Origin of the sequence: Lentzea alba (assembly GCF_011067745.1) — a bacterium.
GTDB lineage: Bacteria > Actinomycetota > Actinomycetes > Mycobacteriales > Pseudonocardiaceae > Lentzea > Lentzea alba.
Genome location: NZ_JAAMPJ010000003.1, coordinates 372,719 through 394,127, shown reverse-complemented (window position 1 = coordinate 394,127; position 21,409 = coordinate 372,719). Strand labels below are relative to the sequence as shown.

Sequence of the window (21,409 nt, the reverse complement as noted above, 5' to 3'; positions counted from 1 at the left end):
ACGGAGGTTAGACCTGCTAGAGCGCGAGCGCTCCCTCGATCCGGGCCACCATCGCGTCCTCGGAGTCCACGACCACGCCGTCGGCCTCCGCCACCTCGCGGCAGATCGCCAGCACGGCGCGCGGGAAGTCGGCCGCGTCCTCCGGCGAGCGGGCCGTGAGGGTCTTCATCGAGGAGCGCAGCGCCTCCAGGACGACCGGCTCGATCTCCTCGTCGGTACCGGCGGGCACGGACGGACGAGCCGCGCCCAGGACACCGCGCAGGTCCGGCGACAGGTTCGCGAGAGCACGCAGGCCGGCGAACCGCTCCTCCAGCACGGGGCCGGGGTCGGCGTGGGAGACCAGCAGCATCGCGCCGTACACGGCGGTGCGCAGCGTGCGGCTCTCCTCGTCGGTGTAAAAGATCATGGGTCCCACTCTAAGTCGTCGGGTCAGGCGGTCTCGGAGGTGCTGATATGAGGACTCCCGACCAGGTCGGCGGTTGCGTCGCGCGAGGGTGAAATGCCTCGAAAACGCATGTGACGGACGTCTACGCCGGCTCGGGCGAACAAAGTGCGCCGTCCGTGCGTTGAGATGGATTGACCGCAGTGATTCTGGAGGATGGACGAATGACGACGACCGCGGCACGCCCCCGCATCACGGTACGGCGGGTGGTATTCACGCTCGTCCTCCTCACGGTCACCACGCTGCTTTTCTGGGTGCCGTTCGAAGGCCTGTTCGCGGCAAGCGCGGAATGGCCAGACCCGGTCCGCCCGATCGCCGCGATCCTCTTCGCCGGCGCGGCCGTCAGCATGATCGTGCTGTTCACCCGGCGACACAGCGACCGGGCCGCGCGGATCTCCCAGTTCCTGCTCGGGTTCGTGTGGATCGCGTTCGTCTGGACGCTGATCTCCGACGTGCTCAGGCTCGCCCTGGCCCTCGGCGGCGTCGAGAACCCGTTGCGCTCCCGGCTGATCGCGGTCCTGCTCGCCGTCCTCATCGTCACCGTCACGGTCTACGGCGTCTACGAGGCCATGCGCGTGCCGCGGATCAAGCGCCAGGACGTCACCATCCCCCGTCTCGACCCGGCGTTCGACGGCCTGACCATCGCCGTCATCACCGACACCCACTACGGCGCGATCAACCGCGCCAAGTGGTCCAAGGGCATGGTCGACGCGGTCAACGAGCTCAACGCCGACGTCGCCGTGCACGTCGGTGACATCGCCGACGGCACCGCCGAGCAGCGCCTCGAACAGGCCACCCCGCTCGGCGACGTGAACACGAAGCACCGCTTCTACATCACCGGCAACCACGAGTACTACTCGAACGCGCAGGGCTGGATCGACCTGATGACGCGCCTCGGCTGGAAGGCGCTGCACAACGAGCACGAGACGCTGGAACGCGGCGGCGCCCGCCTGGTGTTCGCGGGCATCGACGACATCACCGCCGACCACTCCGGCGAACCCGGCCACGCCGCCGACCTCGCGCTCGCGTTGCGCGGCGCCGACTCCGCCGCGCCGGTCGTGCTGCTCGCGCACCAGCCGTCGGAGATCCGCAAGGCCGTCGAGGCGGGCGTCGACCTGCAGCTGTCCGGGCACACGCACGGCGGGCAGATCTGGCCGTTCCACTACCTGGTGCGGCTGCAGCAGCCGGTGGTCGCCGGCCTGAGCAGGCACAGCGACCGCACCCAGCTCTACACCAGCCGCGGCGCCGGCTTCTGGGGCCCGCCGATGCGCGTGTTCGCCCCCAGCGAGATCAGTTTGCTGACGCTCAAAGCCGGCTGAGGTGGCCTGAGTCGTTGAACCTGAACTGTGCTGACTTTGAAGACCGGCTCACGCTAAAGCCCGTTGAGGTGCCCTGAGTCGTTGAACCTGACCAGTTTGGGCGGCGTTTTCGCCGTGTAGCGGATGACGGTGAGCGCGGCGTTGTCGTGGTTCAGCGTCAGCCACCGTTCGGGCGGCGCGTCCAGCGCGTCCCGCACCAGCCAGCTGATCAGGAACGCGTGCGTCACCACCAGCACCGGGCCGTCGCCGGGGCGCGCGAACCGCGTCTCGGCCTCGTGCGCCAGCGCCGGGCCACGGGTGCGTTCCGACTCGGGGAACTGGTCGAAGAACTCGTCGTGGTCGGGAACGAAATGCGGCACGAAGTCGTCGGCCGCCGCCTCGACCCGGCAGGGCACCTTCAGGACCTCGGCGATGATCGACGCGGTTTCGGCGGCACGCGGCAACGGACCGTGGTGCACCGCCGCGAAACCCGTTCCCCGCAACCGTTCCGCGAGCAGCTCGGACTGCCTGCGGCCGCGTGCGGTCAACCTCGATTCGTCCTTCGTCGCCTCGCCGTGCCGGACCAGGTGCAGATCTCTCGTCACGCCGTGCAGTCTGCCTTGATGGCACTAGCGGCGTGATGGGCGTAGGTCGGTCCGGAGTTGTTCCAGTCCTGACCTCGGGTGAGCAGCTGCACGGTGAGGTTTCCGCTGGACTTGAACTTGCCCGCGTTGACCCACTGGCCGCGCTTGTCGACCTGCTTGATCGCGAACGACGCCATCGGGGTGCCGTCGACGCCGTTGCGGTCGAAGACGTAGTACACGGTCGGGTTACCCCCGACCTCCTCGAGGTTGCCGTTTGGGATGAACACGGAGACGTCGCACGTGCCGGACACGGTGAAAGTCCACTGGCCGTAGGCGGAGGCGTCGTCGCGGCGCGCGTCGCCGGACATCGGGATCGACACGAACGCCGTGCCGCACTTGCCGTCGCCGTGGTCGACCCAGCCCTTGCGGCCGTCGCGGTACAGGCCGACGTTGCTGTAGCCACCGCAGCCGGGGCCCATGGTCAGCGACTTGCCGCCGGTGACCGCCCGGTTGCCGGTGTCGTTGCCGACCGGCGGCGGGGGCACGGTCTGCGTCGCCGTCGGGATCAGGCCCAGTGCCGAGGACGCGAGCGTCGGGTTCATGCCGTTCGACGCCGACTCCTCCGGCAGCTCCTCCGGCGGGGTGATCAGACCGGGCACGTAACTGTGCGAGGGCGACGCCACGTCCGTGCCGCCGTCGCCCGAACCACCGCTGAGCGTCACGATGACGATCCCCGAGAGAGCCAGGAGCGCGGCCACGGCGGCGATCACGGCGACACGCCGGTTGAGCGGGTGACTCGTCGGCGGTTTCTCCTCCTGCGGCGGCAGATCACCGGCGGCGGCCCAGCGTTCGCGGCCCCTGGCGCGGGCAGCCTCCATCAACGCTGGGTCGGGCGCCAGATGACGCTCGGTCGGTTCGTCGGAGAACTCGGTGGGCACGGAGCGCAGTGTGCCAGGACCAGACGGTCACCCGAACGTGTGGCTCATTCACGAACGGGTCGTTTGAGCTCAATTCAACGCACGCTGTGTTGACGGTTAACCCGTTTCGTCTACGTTCCGTCACAACCGCTGGTCCGGACGGATTCACTTTCCTGACTCGTGAGTCAAGCTAAGGACCGTCCCGCACCTGCGCACACCACGGTCACCAGACCGAAAAAACCGGATCTCGTCTCGGCACGCGGGTCACAGTCGGGAAACACCTGCAGCACACGTTGGTCTCATGGCGTTTCAGGGCAACAAAAACGGTTCAGGAGGGCCGACCTCCTCGCGGACCGGCCGCGACGCGCCTAGGGTGCCCGCCATGTCTTCAGGTAGACAGGTCGTCGTGCTGCTGGCCGTCCTCGTGGCGGGTTGCGGCACGGCCGTCACCGGAAACCCCGTCGCCGCACCGCAGTCGCCCACGACCTCCGCATCGCAGACCGTGAGCGTCGTGACGACGACACCTCCGCCGAGCAGCAGCACCGCTCCCCCGCCGCCCGCTCCCCCGCCTCCGCCTCCTCCCGCGAAGTTCGGCAACCCCGGCGGTGCCGCCGTGCCACCGGAGGCCGCCGCCGAGGACACCTCCAAACCCACCCGCGTGATCGGCACCGGCGCGCCCGCCGGCTGCACCTCGCAGGCCGTCGTCGACGCGGTCGCCGCCGGCGGGGTCATCACCTTCAACTGCGGGCCGAACCCGCTCACCATTCCCATGGCCGCGACCGCGAAGGTCCGCGCGAAGGTCGTCCTCGACGGCGGCGGCCGGATCACGTTGAGCGGCCAGGGCCGGCGCCGGGTGCTCGATCAGGACGGAGGCGGGCTGGTGGTCCAGAACATCACCCTCGCCGACGGCAACTCGACCGGCGACACGAGCGACGGCGGAGGCGGCGGCGCCGTGATCGTGCGCGGCGGCAACCTGAAGGTCGTGAACTCCCGGTTCGCGAACAACAAGTGCGACGCCAACGGGCCCGACCTCGGTGGCGCCGCGATCCGCGTGGTCGACCGGCCCAGCACCGCACCCGTCTACATCACCAGCAGCACCTTCGACGGCGGTGTGTGCTCCAACGGTGGTGCGTTGAGCAGCATCGCCACGAACTGGGTGGTGCTCAACTGCCTGATGAAGGGCAACAAGGCCATCGGCCGTGGCGCCAACCCGGCGCGCGACGGCACGCCGGGCGGCGGTAGCGGTGGCGCGATCTACAACGACGGCAACACGTTCACGCTGCGGGTCGCCGGGTCGCTGATCGAGGACAACCAGGCCAACGAGGGCGGCGGCGCCGTGTTCTTCGTCAGCAACGACAAGTCGGGCTCGATGTCCGTCGAGGGTTCCACGTTGCGCCGCAACCCGAGCCTCGGGTTCGAAACCATCAAGGGGATCTTCTACCTCGGCGCGGGCGAGAAGCCGAAGGTCACCGCCTCGACGATCCAGTGAGCCTGCCGACCACCAGCAACAAGGCCAGCCCGAACACACACATCGTGAAGCTGAAGCCGTAGACCCAGCGGAAACCCAGCTCCTGGGAGAGACCGAGCAACGCGCCCGCGATCATGCTGCCGACGATCTGGGTGTTGCTGAACATCGTCGTGGCGTGGCCGGGACGGCCGGGGTCGAGGCTCTGGAAGTAGGTGATGCCCACACCCATGACCAACGAGATGACGGTGGCGTGCAGCAGCTGCGCGGCCATCACCTGCCAGACGGAGTCCGTGAACACCATCAGGCTGTGGTAGCTCAACGAGATCACGGCGCCGATGAGGATGAGCTTGTGCTGCGACATCCGGTTCGCCAGCGACCCGAACCACAGCATCATCGGGATCTCCAGCGCCGCGCACAGACCCATCGCGAGCCCGGCGTCACCGGCGGTGCCCTGCAGTTCGGTGGTGACGAACAGGGGCAGGCCGCTCACCGCGAGCGCGACGGAGCCCTGCATGAAGGTGAACGCGACGGAGACGACCGCCATGTTGCCGCGCGCCGGTCCGGCCACCTCTTCTTGTGCTGGTTCTTCGGGTTCCGCGGCCGGCACGGGCAGTGTGAGGGCGAGTACCGCGACACCGAGTTGAAGGACGGCGGTGGACCCGAACAAGCCCACCCAGCCGGTCTTGGCGACGAGCAACGCGGCCACCGGCGGTCCGGCGACCCACGCGACCGACAGCAGCGTGCGCAGAACGCTGACGACCATCGACGGTCCTTGTGAGACCTGACGGCCGTATGCGAAGAGCTGTGGCAACAACGACGACGTGATCGCCACGAAGACAACGGACGTGCCGAGCAAGAACCAGTAGTCGCGCAGCACGGCGAACAGGCTGTAGCCGATCGCGCCGGCCACACCGCCGGCGGCGAGCATGTACCGGCGTTGCACCCGGCCGTCGGACAGCTTGCCCATGATCGTGCTGGCCACGACCGACGCGAGCGGGCTCGCGATCAGGAAGAAGCCGAGCTGGAACGGCGTGACCTTGACCTCGGTCGTGAGGAAGAGCGAGCCGAACGGTAGAGCGAACGCCATCGAGAGCCCGGACACGACGCTGATGACGGAGAGTTGGAGGAACGTACGGGACAGGAGCGGCGAGGATCTTCTCTCGCTGAGGACCGTCACCCAGCCATCGTGCGCGTTGATCCGTGAATCAGGAAACTAGATATCCCAGGATGCGGGCAACATATCACACGATGACGATCGCACCGCCTCTGCGGTGATCTGCACCACCACTGAGCAGGCCGGATCCGGTCATTTCGACCACCTGGCAACCACCGAAGAACATGTTCGGCGCGCGGAATCGGGTGACCGGGAGTTCGCTTTCCGGTCGAATTCCCGGTTCGACGTGGAGGTGGTCTCCGCTGAGGTGCATCCGGGGCGCGTCGACGGCGTCCTGGGCGGGCATGCCGCGGTCGAGGACGTTCACGAGCACCTGCAGGATCGCGCCGCAGATCCGGCTCGACCCGGCGCTGCCGAGCACGAGCTGGGTGTGGCCGCGGTGGGTGACGACGGTCGGCGACATCATCGACGGCAGCCGGTCGCCGGGCGCGTGGCTGAAGAACCCGTCCGGTGACAGGTCCTCCTCCCCCATCATGTTGTTGAGGTGCACGCCGGCGATCGAGATGCCCGAGTTCGCGCCGTTCGTGGTGGTGACCGCGCAGGCCGTGCCGTCGGCGTCGAGCACCGAGATGTGCGTGGTGGAGCCGAGCCGGTTCAGGTGCGCCTTCGGGGTGGCCAGCGCACGGATGAGGTCCTGCTGCGACGGGTTGTCCGGCAACGCTTCCAGCATCTGCGTGAGCAACGCACCGCCCGCCGCGGGTGGTGGGTTCGTGTGGATGTCACGGCCGCGATGCCGCACGTGCAGCGGCTCGCGTTCGATCACTTCGTAAGCCGCGAGATCCGCTCGGCTGAGGTCACCGCCGTGCGCGCTGATCGTGTCGGCGATGGCGGCCGCGATGTCGCCGGTGTAGAAGGGCTCCGCGCCGTCACGGCCGAGCCGTTCGAGGGCGTCCGCGAGCTCGGGCTGGACGAGGAGTTCGCCTTCCGCGAAGGCGTTGAGGCCCGCGCTCCGGGCGAGCGGCAGCAGCAGTGACGTCACGTACGCCTGGTACTGGTTCACCCGATGGCCCTCACGGGCGTGCGTCACCGCGACGGCCACGAGTTCTTCGAGTGGCGCCCGGCCGTAAGTGGCGGCCTTCGCGGCACCGGCGGGCATGCCGAACGCGGCGACCGACGACGGTCCCACGTGGAATTCCTGCTGCGCGTCACCGAAGTGGACGGTGATGGGGTCGAGCGGCGCCCTCGCGCCCGTCCTGCCGCGTCCCGGCGCCTCGGCCGAGAAGTCCAGCAGCACAGGGGATTCACCGGCCGGCGCGATCATCATGTACCCGGCGGCACCCAGGCCGGTGAGCAGCGGTTCGGTGACGCAGGACGTCAGCATCGCCGCGACGGCGGCGTCGACCGCGTTTCCTCCGGCGCGCAGCATCGCCGCGCCCGCCTGGGCGGTGAGCGGGTGGCCCGCCGCGATCGCGCCTCGCACCGTTGACCTCCGGGATTTTTCCTCTTCGGGAAAAGTGAAGGCAGACAACGGTAGACCTGCGGGCGATCAGCGGGCCACCCGGCCCCACGTCCTACTTCTTGGTCGCGGTGTAGTTCCGGAAGTTGATGTACGTGTCGAGGATGTCCGACGAGGCGCTCTCGACCGAGCGGTAGATGCCCCACTTCGGCCGGATGTAGTCACCCTCGTCCGGGATCCGCACACCGGAACGCTTGCCCTGCACCGCGATCGGCGCGTTCGCCCCCGTGCCGTTGCGCAGCACGAACCCGACCGTGCCACTGGCGCCGGGCGTGATCGTCCACTCGACGGTGACCCACTTGTCGCGCAACGGGGCCAGGTTGGTCGAGGCGATGTCCGGCGCACCGGACGTGCTGAACGCGCGCGCTCGGATCGTTTCGGTGCTACCGCTGCGACTCAACGACAGGGTGGTCCACGGTCCGCCGTTGGTCTTGGGCGTCTTGGTTTGGAAGATGTGCGTGAACTTGCTCGTGCCGTGCAGGGATGACGGCATGTACATCTCGTACGAGATGACCCAGGTCTCGCCGTTCTTGAGCTTGAGGGCGCTGCCGTTGGTGACCATGCCCTTGGACTCGGTGCGCTGCCGGTCACCGCCACCGGTCGTGTCGCGGTCGTTCTTCCAGATGTTGAACCGGTAGTGGTCGCCCTCGACGACGATGTACTTGCCCTTGCGTTCGGGGAACTTGTTGCCTCGGTCGACCTCAATGCCCTCGAACGCCTTGAGGCCGTCGGTCCCTGGGTTGGGGCTCCACGCGGGTGCCGCGTGCGCGGGACTGACGGTGACGAACATCAGGGCGGCGGCTGCGAGTGCCGCTCTGCGGGTGATGCGCGATTCCATCGTTCGGTGTCCTTCCTGGCGGCGATTCGACAGGGGAACACTGCACGAAGGTAGGAGGTCTCGACCTACGGTGTCAACTAAAGTGACATGGAATGACCGGATTTGACTCGATTCATCGGAGCTTGAGCGCACGCTGCGGCGGAGATCAAGGTTGAGGTGCCGGGCAAAACGGGTAATTCGACAGCCATGGAGTGGATCACGCGGCTGATGGAGGCGCTGGGCTCACCCGGCGCGGGACTGGCGGTGGCGCTGGAGAACGTGTTCCCGCCGGTGCCGAGCGAGGTGATCCTGCCGCTGGCCGGGTTCACCGCGGGCCAGGGCAAGATCTCGCTGATCGCCGCGATCCTGTGGACCACCGCGGGTTCGGTCGCCGGCGCGCTGGTGCTCTACGGCCTGGGCGCGTGGCTCGGCCTGGAGCGGTTGCGCAGGCTCGCGGACAAGATCCCGTTCGTCACCGTGTCCGATGTGGACAAGTCCGACGCGTGGTTCGACCAGCACGGCACCAAAGCCGTGTTCATCGGACGGATGGTGCCGGTCGTGCGGAGCCTGATCTCCATCCCCGCCGGGGTGTCCGGCATGCCGATCCTGAAGTTCACCCTCTACACCGCGGCGGGCAGTCTCGTCTGGAACAGCGCGCTGATCCTCGCCGGGTACGCGCTCGGCGAGAACTACGAACTGGTCGACCGCTACCTGGGGTGGGTGTCGACGGCGGTGCTGGCCGCGCTCGCCATCGCCATCGGCTGGTTCGTGATCTCGCGCGTCAAGGCACGCCGTTCGTAGACCACCGACGCCGCCGCGATCGCCAAGCCGGCCAACGACAACCCGACGCCTACCCACGCCGTGGACGTGTAGCCCCAGCCCGCCGCGATCGCCAGACCACCGAGCCACGCGCCCGCGCCGTTGGCGACGTTGAGCGAGGAGTGGTTGGACGAGGACGCGAGCGAAGGCGCGTCCGGAGAGGCGTCCATCAGCCTGATCTGCAGGGCGGCCGCCAGGATCTGGATGACGAACCCGAGCAGGAACAGGAAGACGAACATGAACGCCGGGATCGACGCGGTCAGCCCGAACAGCACCAGGATCACGCAGACCGCGACCAGGCCGCCGAACACCGACCCCATCGGGGACCGGTCCACGAACCGCCCGCCGAACGTCGCACCGAGCGTCATGCCGAGCCCGAACACCGCGAGCATCCACGGCACCACGCTCGCCGGCAGCCCTGCTACCTCGGTGGTCAGCGGGGCGACGTAGGAGTAGACGGCGAACATGCCGCCGAAGCCGATCATGCCGGTGAAGATCGCGAACCAGACCGTCGGCCGCCGGAACGCGCGGACCTCGCCCTTCATCGACGCACCCTCGACCGTCGGCACCCGCGGCACCCAGGCCGCGATCGCCCCGGCCGTGATCACGGCGATCACCGCGACCGCGAAGTACGCCGTGCGCCAGCCGATCTGCTGACCGGCCGCCGTCGCGAGCGGTACGCCCACGAGGTTCGCCACGGTCAGTCCGACCATCACGCGCGCGACCGCCGTCCCCCGCCGTTCAGGAGCAACGAGCGTGGCGGCGACGACCGCCGCGATGCCGAAGAACGCGCCGTGCGGCAACCCGGCGACGAACCGGGCAACGAGCAGAAGAGTCTTGTCCTGAGCGGCGGCCGACAGCCCGTTGCCGAGCGCCACCGCGAGCATCAGGCCGATCAGCATGCCCTTGCGCGGCAGCTTGGCGCCGAGCACCGCGATCAACGGCGCACCGACGACGACACCGGCGGCGTAGAGGCTGATCGCGTGGCCGGCCTCGTAGTCGGGGATCTTGAAGGTCTCCGCGATCTGGGGCAGCAGCCCCATCGTCGCGAACTCGGTCGTACCGATGCCGAACCCGCCGAGCGCGAGCGCGGTCATCGCGCGGGTGGTGTTCACTGAAACGATTTTACGGTCTTTCTGACGCGCTTCAGAAGCCCTGGAGCGGTGCCTCTGCTCACACGCTCCAACGAGATGAGGGGAGCTTTCATCAACCTGAGGTTGATGAAAGCTCCCCTCATCGAGGACTTGCTCAGATCCGCGGGACCTCGACGATGGTCCGCCCGTTCAGCGGCTGCGTCGCACGGGCGTTGCCCGCCGTGAACATCCCCTTGAAGCGCGCGATCGTCGCGGCCGACACGTGCTGCTCACAGGTCAGGTACCACTCGACGCCCTCGGTGAACGGCGCCGTGGTGAGCGAACCGGTGTAGTGCAGCGTGTCATGACTGGCCGGCAGCAACCGGTTGAGGTCGATCGGCTCGATCTCCACCGGCTCACCGCACTCCGGCGAGAGCTTCGCCAGGACGTCGTCGACGACCGAGTGGGAGCCGACGACCAGCGGCACGCCGACCACCAGCAACTTGCCTTCCGCACTGCGGTGCACGAGGTGCATCTCGAGCGGCGTGTTGCGGCCGCCGAACTGGTGCTCCGACGGCGTGTGGAAGTGGAACTGCACCAGGTCGTACCGGGTGCCCGCGACGGTGACGTGGCCAGCTCCCGGCTGGACCTCCGCCTCCTCGGTCTCCTCGTGGTTGCGGGTGGCGCAACCGTTCGGGTCTGCCGCGTCCTTGCGGATGTACTTCAGTTCAAGCGCGGAGCTCCCGTAGGTGACGTCCAGCTTCGGCGCGTGCGGATCCAACCGGATCGCGCCGGGCGTGACGTTCACGGGGCTCTGCTTCGGTGTCCCCGACTCAGCCGTGCCGACCGCGACGAACGACGCGGCGATCACGAGCGGAAGTAAAGCCGGAAGGGACCGTCTTAGGTTCATTGCGCCACTTTTCACCCGATCGAGTGAAAAGAACATTCAAGTGTGGCCACGCTCTCACCGATCCGGAATTCAATTCGATAACGAACCGGTCAGACAGCGCCACTACGACCCATGCGCGCAGGTCACAGCATCAGTCAACAGCGAGGCCGAGAACCGCGCGGCGAGCACGCACGAATTGAGACAACACCCTACTTTCGGCGGGTAAATTGGTGAACGAAGTCGTTCTTTATCTAGATTGTCCGATTCGTTCTTCTTTACCGCAATGCGAATTGAGCGACCTCGCGGCACGCGAATCGCGACGAGCGTGCGGCAGGATTGGCAGATGCCTCTCGCCGAACTCATCGCGAAGCACGACGTCCCCGGCGCGCAGGTCGCCGTGCTGGCCGGCGGGGAGATCCGCGACGAGGCCGCGGGGCAGCACGCCGACACCGGGACCACCACCGAGTCGGGGTTCCGGATCGGCTCGATCACCAAGATCTGGACCGCCACCCTGATCCACCGGCTGGTCACCGAAGGCCTGCTCGACCTCGACCGCCCCGTCAGCGGATACCTGCCGGGGTTCCGGCTGCGCGACCGGGCCGCCGACTCCCTGACGGCCCGTCACCTGCTCACCCACACCGGCGGTCTCGACAGCAATCACTTCACCGGCACCAGGACCATCGAGGAGTTCGTCGCCGCGCTCGCCGACGCGGACCACTGGTTCCCGCCGGGCGAGGTGTTCTCGTACTCCAACAGCGGGTTCGTGGTGCTCGCCAGGCTGGTGGAGGTGTTGCGCGGCAAGCCGTTCGACGACGTGCTGCACGCGGAGCTGGTCACGCCGCTCGGCCTGCGGACCGTCTCGACGTGCGTCGCCGCACCCGGCAGCGCACACCTCGTGATGAGCGCCCGCGACCTGCTGGAGTTCGTCCGCCTGCACCTGACCGACCCGGCCCTCGCCGCGCTGCGGGAACCCCAGCTCGACGACATCCCGGACTTCGGCGACGGCATCACCGCCTGGGGACTCGGCTGGATGCGCTACCCCGGCGGCATCGTCGGCCACACCGGCGTCTCCAAGGGACAGAAGAGCTTCCTGCGCGTCGACCCGTCCACCGGACTGGCGGTGGCCGTCCTGACCAACAGTGCGAACGGCGCCCCGCTGGCCCACGAGGTCTTCACCGCGGCGGGCATCGGGTCCACCCCACCACCGTTGCCGCCGACGAACCCCGCCCAGGTCGACGACTGGATGTGCGGCACCTACCGCAACACGCTGTACGACATCACCCTCGCCACCGACGACGGCCGCACGTTCCTGACCTACGAGCCGCGCACGGAGTTGTTCCACCGCAAGGACCGCGTCGAGGTCGTCCGCCACGGCGACCACACGATCATCACCGCCGAACCGAAGCCGGACGGCCACCACGTCATGGAACTGGTCGGATCCGACGAACGCGGTCGCGCCAACTTCCTGCACAACGGCGCCGCCGCGTGGAGGATTGCCTGATGGTCACCGTCGCCGACATCCGCGCCGTGGCGCTGTCGCTGCCGCGCACCACCGAACACCTCATCCGCGACCGCGTGAAGTTCCGCGTGGGCCAGATCGTCTACGCGGCCCTGTCCCGCGACGAAACCGTGCTGGGCTTCGGTTATCCGCGCGAGGAACGGGAAGCGCTGGTCGCGAGCGACCCGGTGAAGTTCGCCTTCCCGAGCCAGTCCGACATGCGGTTCCAGTGGGTGCACGCCTCGATGGCCGAATTGGACGTCGAGGAGATGACCGAGCTCGTCATCGGTGCCTGGGTCATGTGCGTGCCCAAGAAGGTCATCCGCGCGCGCCTCGGCGAGGACTACATTTAGTCAACACTGAAACCACTAAGCACACTATCACTCAGCGCACAGACAACCGATCCCGCGCTCGATCCACTCCTGCCCGGCCCACTCGGGATGCCTGTCGATCAGCACCGCACGCACCTCGGCCACGATCTCCGCGAGCTCCATCGCCGAGTCGCGCCGCCGCCACGTCTCGTCCCGCAACTCGCGCAGGTAGTCCCGCACGCCCTCCAGCACGTCCACCCCACCGGTCGTCCCGTGGCCGGGCACGACCACGCGGGGCGCCGCGGCGATCAACCGGTCCATCACCTCGATCCACGCGAGACCGGACACGTCGGTGTCGTGCGGCGGGAACCACGGGAAGATCGCGAACTGCCCGGTCTCGGCCAGGTCGCCGGTGAACAGCACGCCGGCGTCCGGCACCTCGACCACCTGGTCCCCCGACGTGTGCCCGCGCCCGGTCGGCCGCAGCACCACCGTCCGGCCACCGAGATCGAGCGCGTGCACCCCGTCGAACACCTCGTCCGGCACCGGCACCTCGGTCTCGGCGAGCCGTTCGGCGATCGCGCCGCCGAACCCGCGGAACATCTCCAGGTAGCCGGTTCCCTTGCGCCGCAAGTCTTCCGCCTGCGCACGGTTGACCACGTACGAGCCGTCGAACACGGACGCGCCGAACGCGTGTTCCGGGTGGAAGTGCGTTGTCGTCAGGTAGATCCGCCGTCCGCGCGCGACTTCCGACGCGAACTCGGCGACCGCGGCCGCGTTGGCGACACCGAGTCCCGTGTCCACGACGAGGACGGCTTCCGTGCCGCTGATGACGCCGATGTTGGGCACGAGACCGACGTGGTCGTTCGGGATCACCAGGACGTCGGACGCGACGTCGACGGCGCCGGAAACCTGGACGACGGGGTCTGGGAGGTTCATGCTCCCACTCCACCGCCGCCCCCGGCCCCGAGTCCAAGACCGGCTCGGTACAGCCGATACCGAGCGAGTATCGTGCCTGATCATGGAGCTGCGGACGCTGCGCTACTTCGTCGCGGTCGCCGAGGAGCTGCACTTCGGCCGGGCCGCGCACCGCTTGCACATGAGCCAGCCACCGCTCAGCCGGGCGATCAAACACCTCGAGAACGATCTCGGCACCACGCTGCTGCACCGCTCGCCCGCCGGCGTCACGCTCACCGAGGCCGGCCGCACGCTGCTCGACGAGGCACGGGCCCTGCTCGACCACGCCGACCGCGTCCGCGCCAAGCTCACCCGCACGACCATCACCGTCGGCCTGCTCGGCGACCACGGCGCGGCCAAGGTCGCCGCCGCGTTCCGCGAGCAGCGGCCGGACGTCGAGATCCACATCCGCGGGACCGACCTGACCGACCCCACCTGCGGCCTGCGCACCAACCAGGTCGACGTCGCCCTGACGCGCGGCCCGTTCGACAAATCCGGCCTGAAAACCCTGATCCTGCGCCTGGACCCGGTCGGTGCGGTCCTTCGAAAAGACGACCCGCTCGCCCAGCGCGAGCACCTGAGCACCGCCGACCTCGCCGGCCGCGACTGGTTCCAGTTCCCCGCGGGCACCGACGAGATCTGGCAGAACTACTGGAACGGCGGCGAACCCCGCCGCGGCCCCGTCGTCCGCGCGGTTCAGGAGTGCGTGCAATCCGTGCTGTGGAACGGAACCGTGGGCCTGGCCCCGCTCGGTCACGACCTCGGCGAGGTGACAGTGGTGCCGCTGCGGGACATGCCGCCCAGCCCGGTGGTGATCGCGTGGACCAGGGACGACCCGCTCACCAGAGCGTTCGTCGAGGCCGCGATCAAGGCGTACGGCTAGAAGTGGTCGTTCTCGGTCAGCTCGTGCTCCATCACATCAGCACGGGAGACGAGCAGGGTGAGCGGGCGCTCGAACTCCTCCCGGATGCTCAGCTCCTCCAGCGGCGCCACGTGCTTGAGCAGCGCGATGCCGTCCACGACCGCCGCACCACCGAGCTCCGGCGCACCGGCCAGCTCGAGGAAGCGGCGCAGGTCGACCTCGTCGGCGCGGCCGACGGGTGAGGAGATCTCCACCCACGCCTGGCCGTCGGTGTCGGGCAGGTGATGCACGGAGACCTGCTGCGTCCGGCCGCCCGCGGTGTCGAGCCGGAAGCGCAGCCACTCGTCGCTTTCCTCCAGCACCTCGTACCGGACCCGAACATAGTTGATCACTTCGGTCCACGACGTCACGCCAGGCTCCTGCCCTTCACACCGCTGCGGTTGGCCACACCGTAGCGCCGCAACCGAGCCGCCACGCCGAGAAACTCTCGAAGCGCGTCAATCGAGATCAGGACAGGTGAACGGACACCGCGTAGTCGCCGCCCCGGAACTCTTCCCGATCCCACGTCGCGAACCGCTCGGCCAGCTTCAGCCCAGCCCGTGCGCAGTGCTCGTCGTACTCCTCGACGGTGTAGCCGCGGTTCAGACTGAACCCGGCGATCAGGACTTTCCCGACGTGCCGGGCAACCCCCGCCACGAGCCTGTCCTGCGTACCGGGCTCGGTGAACAGCGGCACGTTGCCGGCCATGATCACGACGTCGAAGGTGCGGCGCAGATCGAGTTCGGCCAGGTCGGAACACACCCAGGTGATGCCGGGCGCGAGTTCGGCCGCGTGCGCGAGCATCGAGGTGTCCCGGTCCGCGCCGACGACCTCGATGCCGTGTTTCGCCAGCTCGATCGCGACCCGCCCGGTGCCGCACCCGGCGTCCAGCACGGTCTTCGGCTCGTACGCGCGCACGAAGGTCGCCTCGCCGTGCACGTCCATACCCGACTCGGCGAGCGAGTCGAACCTGCGCTGGTACTCAGCCCCGTTCCACACGGGGTGAAGCATAGATCCGAAGATCGGCGGATACCGGAGGAGTTGCAGCGCTGCCAAGGTCGAAGACATGACGCGCTTTCTGCTGGCAGTGGCGTTGCTCGTGGCGGCGGCCTCCCCCGCCCAGGCCGCACCGGCCCGCTGGGTCGGCACCTGGGCCTCCGCGCCCTCGTCGGCCTTGCCCGGCACCGACAACGGCCTTCCGAACTTCACGATCCGCAACATCGTGCACGTCAGCGCCGGCGGCAAGGAGATCCGCGTCCGGCTCTCCAACGCCTTCGGCCGCACCCCGACCCTGTTCGGCTCGGTGACCGTCGCCCGCGCGGCCGGCCCGGACACGCCGCTCGCGCTGCCCGGCACCATGCGCACGCTGACGTTCGGCGGCTCCCCGTCGATCACCGCCGCGCCCGGTGCCGACGTGATCAGCGACGGCGTGGCGCTGAACGTCCCCGCCGACTCCGACCTGCTGGTGAGCGTCTACACGCCGACGTCCGGCGGTCCGGTCACCCACCACAACCTGACCATGCAGAACTCGTACCTCACCCGCGACGGCAACCACGCGGCCGAGGAGTCCGCCGCCGCGTTCGGTGAACGCACCACCAAGTGGCACTACGTCTCGGGCGTCGACGTGCGCTCGTCGACGTTGAAGGGCAGCGTGGTCGCGCTGGGCGACTCGATCACCGACGGCGCCAACTCGACCTGGGGCGCGAACCTGCGCTGGCCCGACCAGCTCGCCGACCGGATCAACACCCGCCTGGGCGTGCTGAACGCGGGCATCAGCGGCAACCGGCTCCTGCTCGACGGCGGAGGAGCAGGCGTGAACGCGCAGGCCCGCCTGGACCGCGACGTGCTGACCCAGGCCGGCGTCCGCTCGGTCATCGTGTTCGAAGGCATCAACGACATCCAGCAGACCCCGCACGAGACCGACCCGGCCAAGATCATCGCGGCGCTGAAGCAGATCGCCCAGCGCTCGCACGACCGCGGTCTGCGGGTGATCGGCGCGACGATCACGCCGTTCAAGGGCTGGCGCAGCTACACCGAGGAACTCGAAGCGGTGCGGCAGGCCGTGAACTCCTACATCCGCACCAGCTCCGAGTTCGACGCGGTCGTGGACTTCGACCAGGTCATCCGCGATCCGGCCGACCCGCAGCGGATCAGGCCGGACTACGACCAGGGTGACCACCTGCACCCCGGTGACAAGGGGTTCGAGGCGATGGCGAAGGCGGTACGGATCGCCACGCTCTAGACCGTCAGAGGAAGATCGGAATCGGGTTCAGCTCGGTGTACGGAGTCGGGGCAGCGAGCCGGCCGAGCTGAACCGGCACGTCGAACAGCCGGCCGGGCGCGAAGCGGGTCCAGAACCCGCGCAGCCCCGGCACGATCACCTTCACCACGGGCAACCCGATGTCCGGCCGGGTCTGGTCGAGCACGAACACCTCCAGACCCGCCTTCTCCAGCCGTGCCTGAACGTCCAGCACGTCGGACAGCAGATCATCGGAGGCGGTGCACGAGTGGCGGACCGGCGCACCCACCGGCAGCAGGTGGGGCTGGTTCGCCGCGGTGGCCGTGGAGAACCAGAGCTGGAGGTCCGGGTCTTCCCAGTCGCCGCCCTCCACCACAGCGGGCATCATCTGGTTCATCTCGGTCAGCGCGCGACGCAACGCCAGCGCCGGGTCGAGGTGGGCGCCGAAGCCCAGCATGATGTCCTCGCGCTCACCGGAAACCTTCCTGGACAGTGCCACCACGACCGGCACGCCGAGGTCGGACGTCAGGTCGAGCGCCCACACCTCGCGGCCGAGTCCGGCGTGCACGGACCGCAGCGAGTCGATCCACGGGTCCCCGGCCAGGTCCACCGGTGGCTGCGCAGTCCGGTTGTACCACCACAACGCGACGGCATCACGCTCGACGAGCTCCAGCATTCCTTGCAGGACAGCGTCTTCCAGTGACGACCCGGCCGCGTTGCCGTTCGAGTCGGCCATCAGCCGCGCGTCCGCCGCGTCGAAGTAGAGCAGACCCGTTGGCAGCAACCGGTGTTCGCCCCGGGTCAACGACCACACCGGTGTCCAGTCGAGCTCGGCGTCGTCGTCGAACGGCGCGCAGACGTGCTGGAAGTCCGAGTGCGCGGCGTTCCAGGCCTCGCGATCAGCGAACTGACGCGGGTCGTACAGCTGCACGGTGTCCGGATGGATCGCCTGTGCGCCAAGCGAACGGTAACTGCCGCGCACGCGGGCCTCGTCACCGTCGGCGTACCCGCTGTGCCGTTCCAGCGCCTCGCACAACGCGCCCACCTCGGCGTCCAGGGCGGTGACGCCCTTCCCGCCGTTGTGGGAGCGCAGGGCCGAACGGAGGTGGGCCGCGCCGCGGTTGCCGAGGGCGAGGTTCGGACCGGACCGGAAGACGTTGAAGAACGCAGGGCCGCGATCGTCACGGACGATGTCCTTCACGACACCGGTCACTGGACTCACCAAATGCCGGTAGGTCGACAGCACCTCTTCCGGCGCAACGGAACGGTGTCCGCCGCCCGACGTGTGCGCCTTCGGGCGAGACGACAGCTCCACGGGACGCCAAGCCTTCTCGCTCATCAGGGACGGATCGCCGCAGGAACGGCACTGCGGGCGAGCGGTGACGGCATGGCGCCTGCCGGTGAGGTCGCGGCTGTCGAACATCCACATGGCCCGCTGACCGTCGTAGCGGTGACCGGCGACCCACTTGGCCGCCTCCAGAGCCACCAAATTCAGCGCGATCGCCTGCAGAGGCTCGAAAACCACAGGAGACCTCGGCACCGCGCCCGGCAGACCGAGGGCGGAACACACGTGGGCCTCGGCGGCCCGGTTCGCCCACAACCGATGCGAAAGACACCGGTAGCAAGGACCTGAGCCCGGCGTGAAGAACGGGCCGATGGACACCTTGGCACCGACCGGCTTGGCCAGCAGCCACGGACGGCCGGCAGCCCGCAGCTTCTCGTCCACCTCGGACAGACCGTCGACCAGGTAGTCGGACACCAGCACGACGGTCAGCGCGCCGTCGCCCTCGGCGATCGGCGGCAGCTCGGCGTCGACACCGAGGGTGATCACCTCGACGTCCGGTGTGCCGGCGGGTTCGACACCCAGCGCGTCCCAGTAGGCGGAGCCGGACGTGCGCGCACCGATGAGCCCCGCGTGCGCGAGCTGAGTCAGCAGACCGGCAGCCTGTTCGGGGGACGCGTCGAACTCGGCGCGCACCGCGGCGAGATCCCGGCTGCCGTCGAGCAGCGGGGCGAGCGCCTCGACGTGAGGGCCGCGCAACGCGGTGGTGTCCTCCTCGGAGAACACGTACACCGCGTCGCCCGGTACCACCTCGGCACGCAGGTGCCGCTTGAACCCGATGTGTCGCGACGTCACGCCGGAACGACGACGCGACAGACGCCGGTGTTGGCGACCCGGCAGGGACTGACGGACGGGTCGCCGAACGGCGCGATGCAGATGGAGAACGCGGCGTCGACGCGGGTCCAGGTGTCCCGCGTTTCCCCGCCGAAGCCGATGCCCGCGCCGTCGAACGTGTCGATCAGCAGTCCGGTCTCCCGGCTCGGTGCGACGCCGAAGACCTGCTCGAGCTCGGCCGTGAAGTCCTTCATGACGCTCTCCCCTCAGTCTCTGCTGGCCCCCACACCAAACTGTTCGGCGGTTGTCGCCGCAAGTGCGGAAGGGGCGCAGTTGACCGGCTAGTCCTGCGGTTCGCTCCAGCCCCGGCTGTTCTGCAGCAGGTTCATCACCGCGGCACGCAGCCGACCGAGGCTGAACGGCACCTGGATCGCCACGTCAGGGGCGTTCTCGACCTCCTCGATCATCGTCAGCAGCCGCAGCAACTCGGCGGGGCACGACTCGTCCTCGCGCCGGCCGAGCTCGGTGACCAGGTTCATCTGCGCCGACAACGCGGTGGTGTCGGTCCGGCCGTAGAGCTCACGGCTCAGTCGCACGATGGCGCGGTAGTCGTCGACCACGCGATCCGCCGCGTCTTCCTCAGCCAACTGGGCCTGGGCCAGCGCGAGGTCCAGCTGGCAGGTGATCGTGAGCGGATCCCGTTCTCCCAACGCCGATCTGGTGTCCTCGACCAACAGCACCAGCTCGGCGAGCGACTGTTCGGAACGGTGCCGCTGGCACCGCAGCAGCACGATGTTGCGGCGGGCGGCGAGCACCTCCGGATGCGTCTCGCCCAGGTGGCGCAGCCGCACGACCAGTGCGTGCCGGAAGATCGCCTCCGCGCGGTCGTGCTGACCGGACAGGGCGGAGAACCTGGCGACCACGCACGACAGCTTCGTCCCCAGCAGCTCCCAGTCCTCCGGCACGGGCAGCTTCGCCCGGTCGCGGTGAATCCACTCCACCACGAACTCGCAGTGCGGGCTCAGCACCGCCCACGTCGAGAGGTCCTCCTGCACCTCGGCGGACAGAAAGCTCGTGTAGCCGTCGAGCGTCGCGTAGCACAGCGCGAGGTAGGCCTGGAGGTCTCGCTGAACATCGGGCTGGTGCCGGTTCGCCTCGCGGATCACCGGGTGCAGCACCCAGCACTTCGTGGTGACCGACGAGGACCGCATGCCCCACACCGAAACCTGTTCGACCAGGCCGAAGTTCGTCAGGAACACGAAAGCGTGGATCAGGTCCATGCCCGTGATGCCCTTGAACAACGTCGAGCGGGTCAGGATCTCGGAGTTCGCCAGGTCGCACGGAATCGGGGCCTGCTCGAAACACGACAGCCAGCGCAGCAACGGGCGAGCCCACGGCATGCCGAGATCCGCCAGCAGGTCGAGCGACAACTCCCACGTCCGCGACAACAGCTCGCGCTCGGCCAGGCCGCTGCCGATCTCGTGCAACTGGTCGAGCTCCACGAACCGTTCGTGGAACACCAGCCGGTACTGCTCGAAGCTCTGCGGCAACGCCAGTCCGCCGGTGGTGGGCAGCGTGGGCACCGTGTTGAGGTAGCTCCCGGCCAGGCGGAGCGCGAGCGGCAGGTACCCCAGCGCACAGGCCAGTTCGCGGGCCTGCTCCGCCGTGCCGGAGCCGGGAGCCAGCGTCCGCAGCATCTCGACCGCGGCATCCGCGTGCAGGGTGCTCACCTGGTGCACCTCGGCGCAGCGGCTCCACTCCTTCGCCTTGCCGTTCCGGGTCGTCAGGACGACCGTGCCGGTGTCGTGCTGCAGCGCCGACCGCCACTGCGCCAGCACGCGCTGGTCGTCGGCGCCGTCGATGATCAGCGTCCAGCGTCCGGGGATCTCCGCCAGCACCCTCTTCAACAGGTTCGGCGCCGATCCCTCACCGCGCCACGCCCGCATGACCTCCTCGACGCGATGGTGCGGATCCGCGTCGTAGACGACCTCGCGCAACCCGGCCGACAGGCTGTACTCCGACGACCCGTCGACCCACCAGACGCGGGTGCGCGGGAACTCGCGGTCGAGCCGGTCCGCCAGCGCGAGCGCCACCGCCGTCTTGCCGCTGCCGCCCGTGCCGTGCAGGACGACCCGCGTGCCGTCCGCGCGCTGGGTCACTTCGACCAGCCGGGTCACCAGCTGTTCGCGGCCGAACACCTTGCCCGGCAGCAGATCCGTCGGTGCGATCGTCGACACCAGACCCGGCTGCGACCCGCCGTCCGGCACACCGTGGAAGTGCACGTCGCGGATCTCGCCGGCCTGCACGACGTTGCCGGCGCCGTCCACCTTGTTGGTCGTGGTACCGCGCTCCGGCGGCACTCCAACATTCACGCGGGCACTCCGTTGGACTCGGCGGAAGCCCGCACGCTAGCGGATCTACGACGTCACCCCAAAGGAGGAACCGACGGG

The 21,409-nt window shown here is 68.7% G+C and carries 21 protein-coding genes; 7 read left to right on the top strand and 14 right to left on the bottom strand.

The window, feature by feature from the left end; genetic code table 11:
• Positions 1–16 precede the first annotated feature (16 nt).
• Positions 17–406: a hypothetical protein gene (locus tag G7043_RS14285; protein WP_166046087.1), complete on the bottom strand. Its 390-nt coding sequence runs from the start codon at positions 404–406 to the stop codon at positions 17–19.
• A gap of 200 nt (positions 407–606) precedes the next feature.
• Here G7043_RS14285 and G7043_RS14280 point away from each other — a divergent pair, with 200 nt between their 5' ends.
• Entirely contained in the window at positions 607–1,761 is a 1,155-nt protein-coding gene (locus G7043_RS14280) for a metallophosphoesterase (protein ID WP_166046086.1), read from the top strand.
• Between the two features lie 53 nt (positions 1,762–1,814).
• Here G7043_RS14280 and G7043_RS14275 read toward each other — a convergent pair whose 3' ends face one another.
• Positions 1,815–2,345 (bottom strand): histidine phosphatase family protein, encoded by a 531-nt coding sequence (locus tag G7043_RS14275; protein WP_313887873.1) that lies wholly within the window; start codon positions 2,343–2,345, stop codon positions 1,815–1,817.
• A complete protein-coding gene (locus tag G7043_RS14270; RefSeq protein WP_166046085.1) occupies positions 2,342–3,262 on the bottom strand; it encodes a hypothetical protein in 921 nt (306 codons plus the stop codon). Before G7043_RS14270 ends, G7043_RS14275 begins: the two co-directional genes overlap by 4 nt.
• Positions 3,263–3,623: 361 nt before the next feature.
• Between G7043_RS14270 and G7043_RS14265 the strand changes: the two genes are divergently transcribed.
• Positions 3,624–4,730 carry a hypothetical protein gene (locus G7043_RS14265; protein ID WP_166046084.1) on the top strand — a complete coding sequence of 369 codons (1,107 nt, stop codon included), beginning with the start codon at positions 3,624–3,626 and terminating at the stop codon, positions 4,728–4,730.
• On the opposite strand, the gene G7043_RS14260 is transcribed toward G7043_RS14265, so the two are convergent.
• The 3 genes from G7043_RS14260 to G7043_RS14250 form a co-directional block, all read right to left on the bottom strand.
• A complete protein-coding gene (locus tag G7043_RS14260; RefSeq protein WP_166046083.1) occupies positions 4,708–5,886 on the bottom strand; it encodes a sugar efflux transporter in 1,179 nt (392 codons plus the stop codon). The genes G7043_RS14265 and G7043_RS14260 overlap by 23 nt on opposite strands.
• A gap of 64 nt (positions 5,887–5,950) precedes the next feature.
• The gene (locus tag G7043_RS14255; protein ID WP_207311139.1) at positions 5,951–7,303 is read right to left on the bottom strand and encodes a gamma-glutamyltransferase family protein; all 1,353 of its coding nucleotides are present in this window, start codon (positions 7,301–7,303) and stop codon (positions 5,951–5,953) included.
• Between the two features lie 91 nt (positions 7,304–7,394).
• Positions 7,395–8,177: a hypothetical protein gene (locus G7043_RS14250; protein WP_242642246.1), complete on the bottom strand. Its 783-nt coding sequence runs from the start codon at positions 8,175–8,177 to the stop codon at positions 7,395–7,397.
• Between the two features lie 186 nt (positions 8,178–8,363).
• On the opposite strand from G7043_RS14250, the gene G7043_RS14245 reads away from it, so the two are divergent.
• Positions 8,364–8,957, top strand: coding sequence for a DedA family protein (locus G7043_RS14245; protein ID WP_166046082.1), 594 nt, complete (start codon positions 8,364–8,366; stop codon positions 8,955–8,957).
• On the opposite strand, the gene G7043_RS14240 is transcribed toward G7043_RS14245, so the two are convergent.
• Entirely contained in the window at positions 8,864–10,090 is a 1,227-nt protein-coding gene (locus tag G7043_RS14240) for an MFS transporter (protein ID WP_313887872.1), read from the bottom strand. The two genes, G7043_RS14245 and G7043_RS14240, sit on opposite strands and share 94 nt — an antisense overlap.
• Positions 10,091–10,223: 133 nt before the next feature.
• Positions 10,224–10,919 (bottom strand): carbonic anhydrase family protein, encoded by a 696-nt coding sequence (locus tag G7043_RS14235; protein ID WP_166046081.1) that lies wholly within the window; start codon positions 10,917–10,919, stop codon positions 10,224–10,226.
• Between the two features lie 361 nt (positions 10,920–11,280).
• On the opposite strand from G7043_RS14235, the gene G7043_RS14230 reads away from it, so the two are divergent.
• A complete protein-coding gene (locus G7043_RS14230; protein WP_166046080.1) occupies positions 11,281–12,438 on the top strand; it encodes a serine hydrolase domain-containing protein in 1,158 nt (385 codons plus the stop codon).
• Positions 12,438–12,788: an MmcQ/YjbR family DNA-binding protein gene (locus G7043_RS14225; RefSeq protein ID WP_166046079.1), complete on the top strand. Its 351-nt coding sequence runs from the start codon at positions 12,438–12,440 to the stop codon at positions 12,786–12,788. Before G7043_RS14230 ends, G7043_RS14225 begins: the two co-directional genes overlap by 1 nt.
• A 27-nt stretch (positions 12,789–12,815) precedes the next feature.
• Here G7043_RS14225 and G7043_RS14220 read toward each other — a convergent pair whose 3' ends face one another.
• Complete coding sequence (locus G7043_RS14220; protein WP_166046078.1) at positions 12,816–13,685, bottom strand: MBL fold metallo-hydrolase; 870 nt, start codon at positions 13,683–13,685, stop codon at positions 12,816–12,818.
• A gap of 82 nt (positions 13,686–13,767) precedes the next feature.
• Here G7043_RS14220 and G7043_RS14215 point away from each other — a divergent pair, with 82 nt between their 5' ends.
• A complete protein-coding gene (locus tag G7043_RS14215; RefSeq protein ID WP_166046077.1) occupies positions 13,768–14,586 on the top strand; it encodes a LysR family transcriptional regulator in 819 nt (272 codons plus the stop codon).
• Here the strand turns inward: G7043_RS14215 and G7043_RS14210 are convergent.
• Positions 14,583–14,975 (bottom strand): hypothetical protein, encoded by a 393-nt coding sequence (locus G7043_RS14210; protein WP_166046076.1) that lies wholly within the window; start codon positions 14,973–14,975, stop codon positions 14,583–14,585. The two genes, G7043_RS14215 and G7043_RS14210, sit on opposite strands and share 4 nt — an antisense overlap.
• 97 nt (positions 14,976–15,072) lie before the next feature.
• A complete protein-coding gene (locus G7043_RS14205; RefSeq protein WP_313887871.1) occupies positions 15,073–15,603 on the bottom strand; it encodes a class I SAM-dependent methyltransferase in 531 nt (176 codons plus the stop codon).
• Between the two features lie 67 nt (positions 15,604–15,670).
• Here G7043_RS14205 and G7043_RS14200 point away from each other — a divergent pair, with 67 nt between their 5' ends.
• Complete coding sequence (locus G7043_RS14200) at positions 15,671–16,846, top strand: SGNH/GDSL hydrolase family protein (protein ID WP_166046074.1); 1,176 nt, start codon at positions 15,671–15,673, stop codon at positions 16,844–16,846.
• A 4-nt stretch (positions 16,847–16,850) separates the two neighbouring features.
• Here the strand turns inward: G7043_RS14200 and G7043_RS14195 are convergent, their stop codons facing one another.
• The 3 genes from G7043_RS14195 to G7043_RS14185 all read right to left on the bottom strand — a co-directional run bounded on the left by G7043_RS14195 (position 16,851) and on the right by G7043_RS14185 (position 21,331).
• Positions 16,851–18,980, bottom strand: coding sequence for a TOMM precursor leader peptide-binding protein (locus G7043_RS14195; RefSeq protein ID WP_313887870.1), 2,130 nt, complete (start codon positions 18,978–18,980; stop codon positions 16,851–16,853).
• On the bottom strand, positions 18,977–19,213 hold the full coding sequence (locus G7043_RS14190) for a hypothetical protein (RefSeq protein ID WP_166046073.1): 237 nt from the start codon (positions 19,211–19,213) through the stop codon (positions 18,977–18,979). Before G7043_RS14190 ends, G7043_RS14195 begins: the two co-directional genes overlap by 4 nt.
• 87 nt (positions 19,214–19,300) lie before the next feature.
• On the bottom strand, positions 19,301–21,331 hold the full coding sequence (locus G7043_RS14185) for a tetratricopeptide repeat protein (RefSeq protein ID WP_166046072.1): 2,031 nt from the start codon (positions 21,329–21,331) through the stop codon (positions 19,301–19,303).
• Positions 21,332–21,409: the final 78 nt, after the last annotated feature.

Bases quoted from the DNA above. Each gene is read 5' to 3' on its own strand.
- G7043_RS14190 (WP_166046073.1), bottom strand. From the start codon at position 19,213: ATGAAGGACTTCACGGCCGAGCTCGAGCAGGTCTTCGGCGTCGCACCG.
- G7043_RS14250 (WP_242642246.1), bottom strand. From the start codon at position 8,177: ATGGAATCGCGCATCACCCGCAGAGCGGCACTCGCAGCCGCCGCCCTG.
- G7043_RS14215 (WP_166046077.1), top strand. From the start codon at position 13,768: ATGGAGCTGCGGACGCTGCGCTACTTCGTCGCGGTCGCCGAGGAGCTG.
- G7043_RS14220 (WP_166046078.1), bottom strand. From the start codon at position 13,685: ATGAACCTCCCAGACCCCGTCGTCCAGGTTTCCGGCGCCGTCGACGTC.
- G7043_RS14225 (WP_166046079.1), top strand. From the start codon at position 12,438: ATGGTCACCGTCGCCGACATCCGCGCCGTGGCGCTGTCGCTGCCGCGC.
- G7043_RS14200 (WP_166046074.1), top strand. From the start codon at position 15,671: ATGACGCGCTTTCTGCTGGCAGTGGCGTTGCTCGTGGCGGCGGCCTCC.
- G7043_RS14280 (WP_166046086.1), top strand. From the start codon at position 607: ATGACGACGACCGCGGCACGCCCCCGCATCACGGTACGGCGGGTGGTA.
- G7043_RS14285 (WP_166046087.1), bottom strand. From the start codon at position 406: ATGATCTTTTACACCGACGAGGAGAGCCGCACGCTGCGCACCGCCGTG.
- G7043_RS14265 (WP_166046084.1), top strand. From the start codon at position 3,624: ATGTCTTCAGGTAGACAGGTCGTCGTGCTGCTGGCCGTCCTCGTGGCG.
- G7043_RS14245 (WP_166046082.1), top strand. From the start codon at position 8,364: ATGGAGTGGATCACGCGGCTGATGGAGGCGCTGGGCTCACCCGGCGCG.
- G7043_RS14230 (WP_166046080.1), top strand. From the start codon at position 11,281: ATGCCTCTCGCCGAACTCATCGCGAAGCACGACGTCCCCGGCGCGCAG.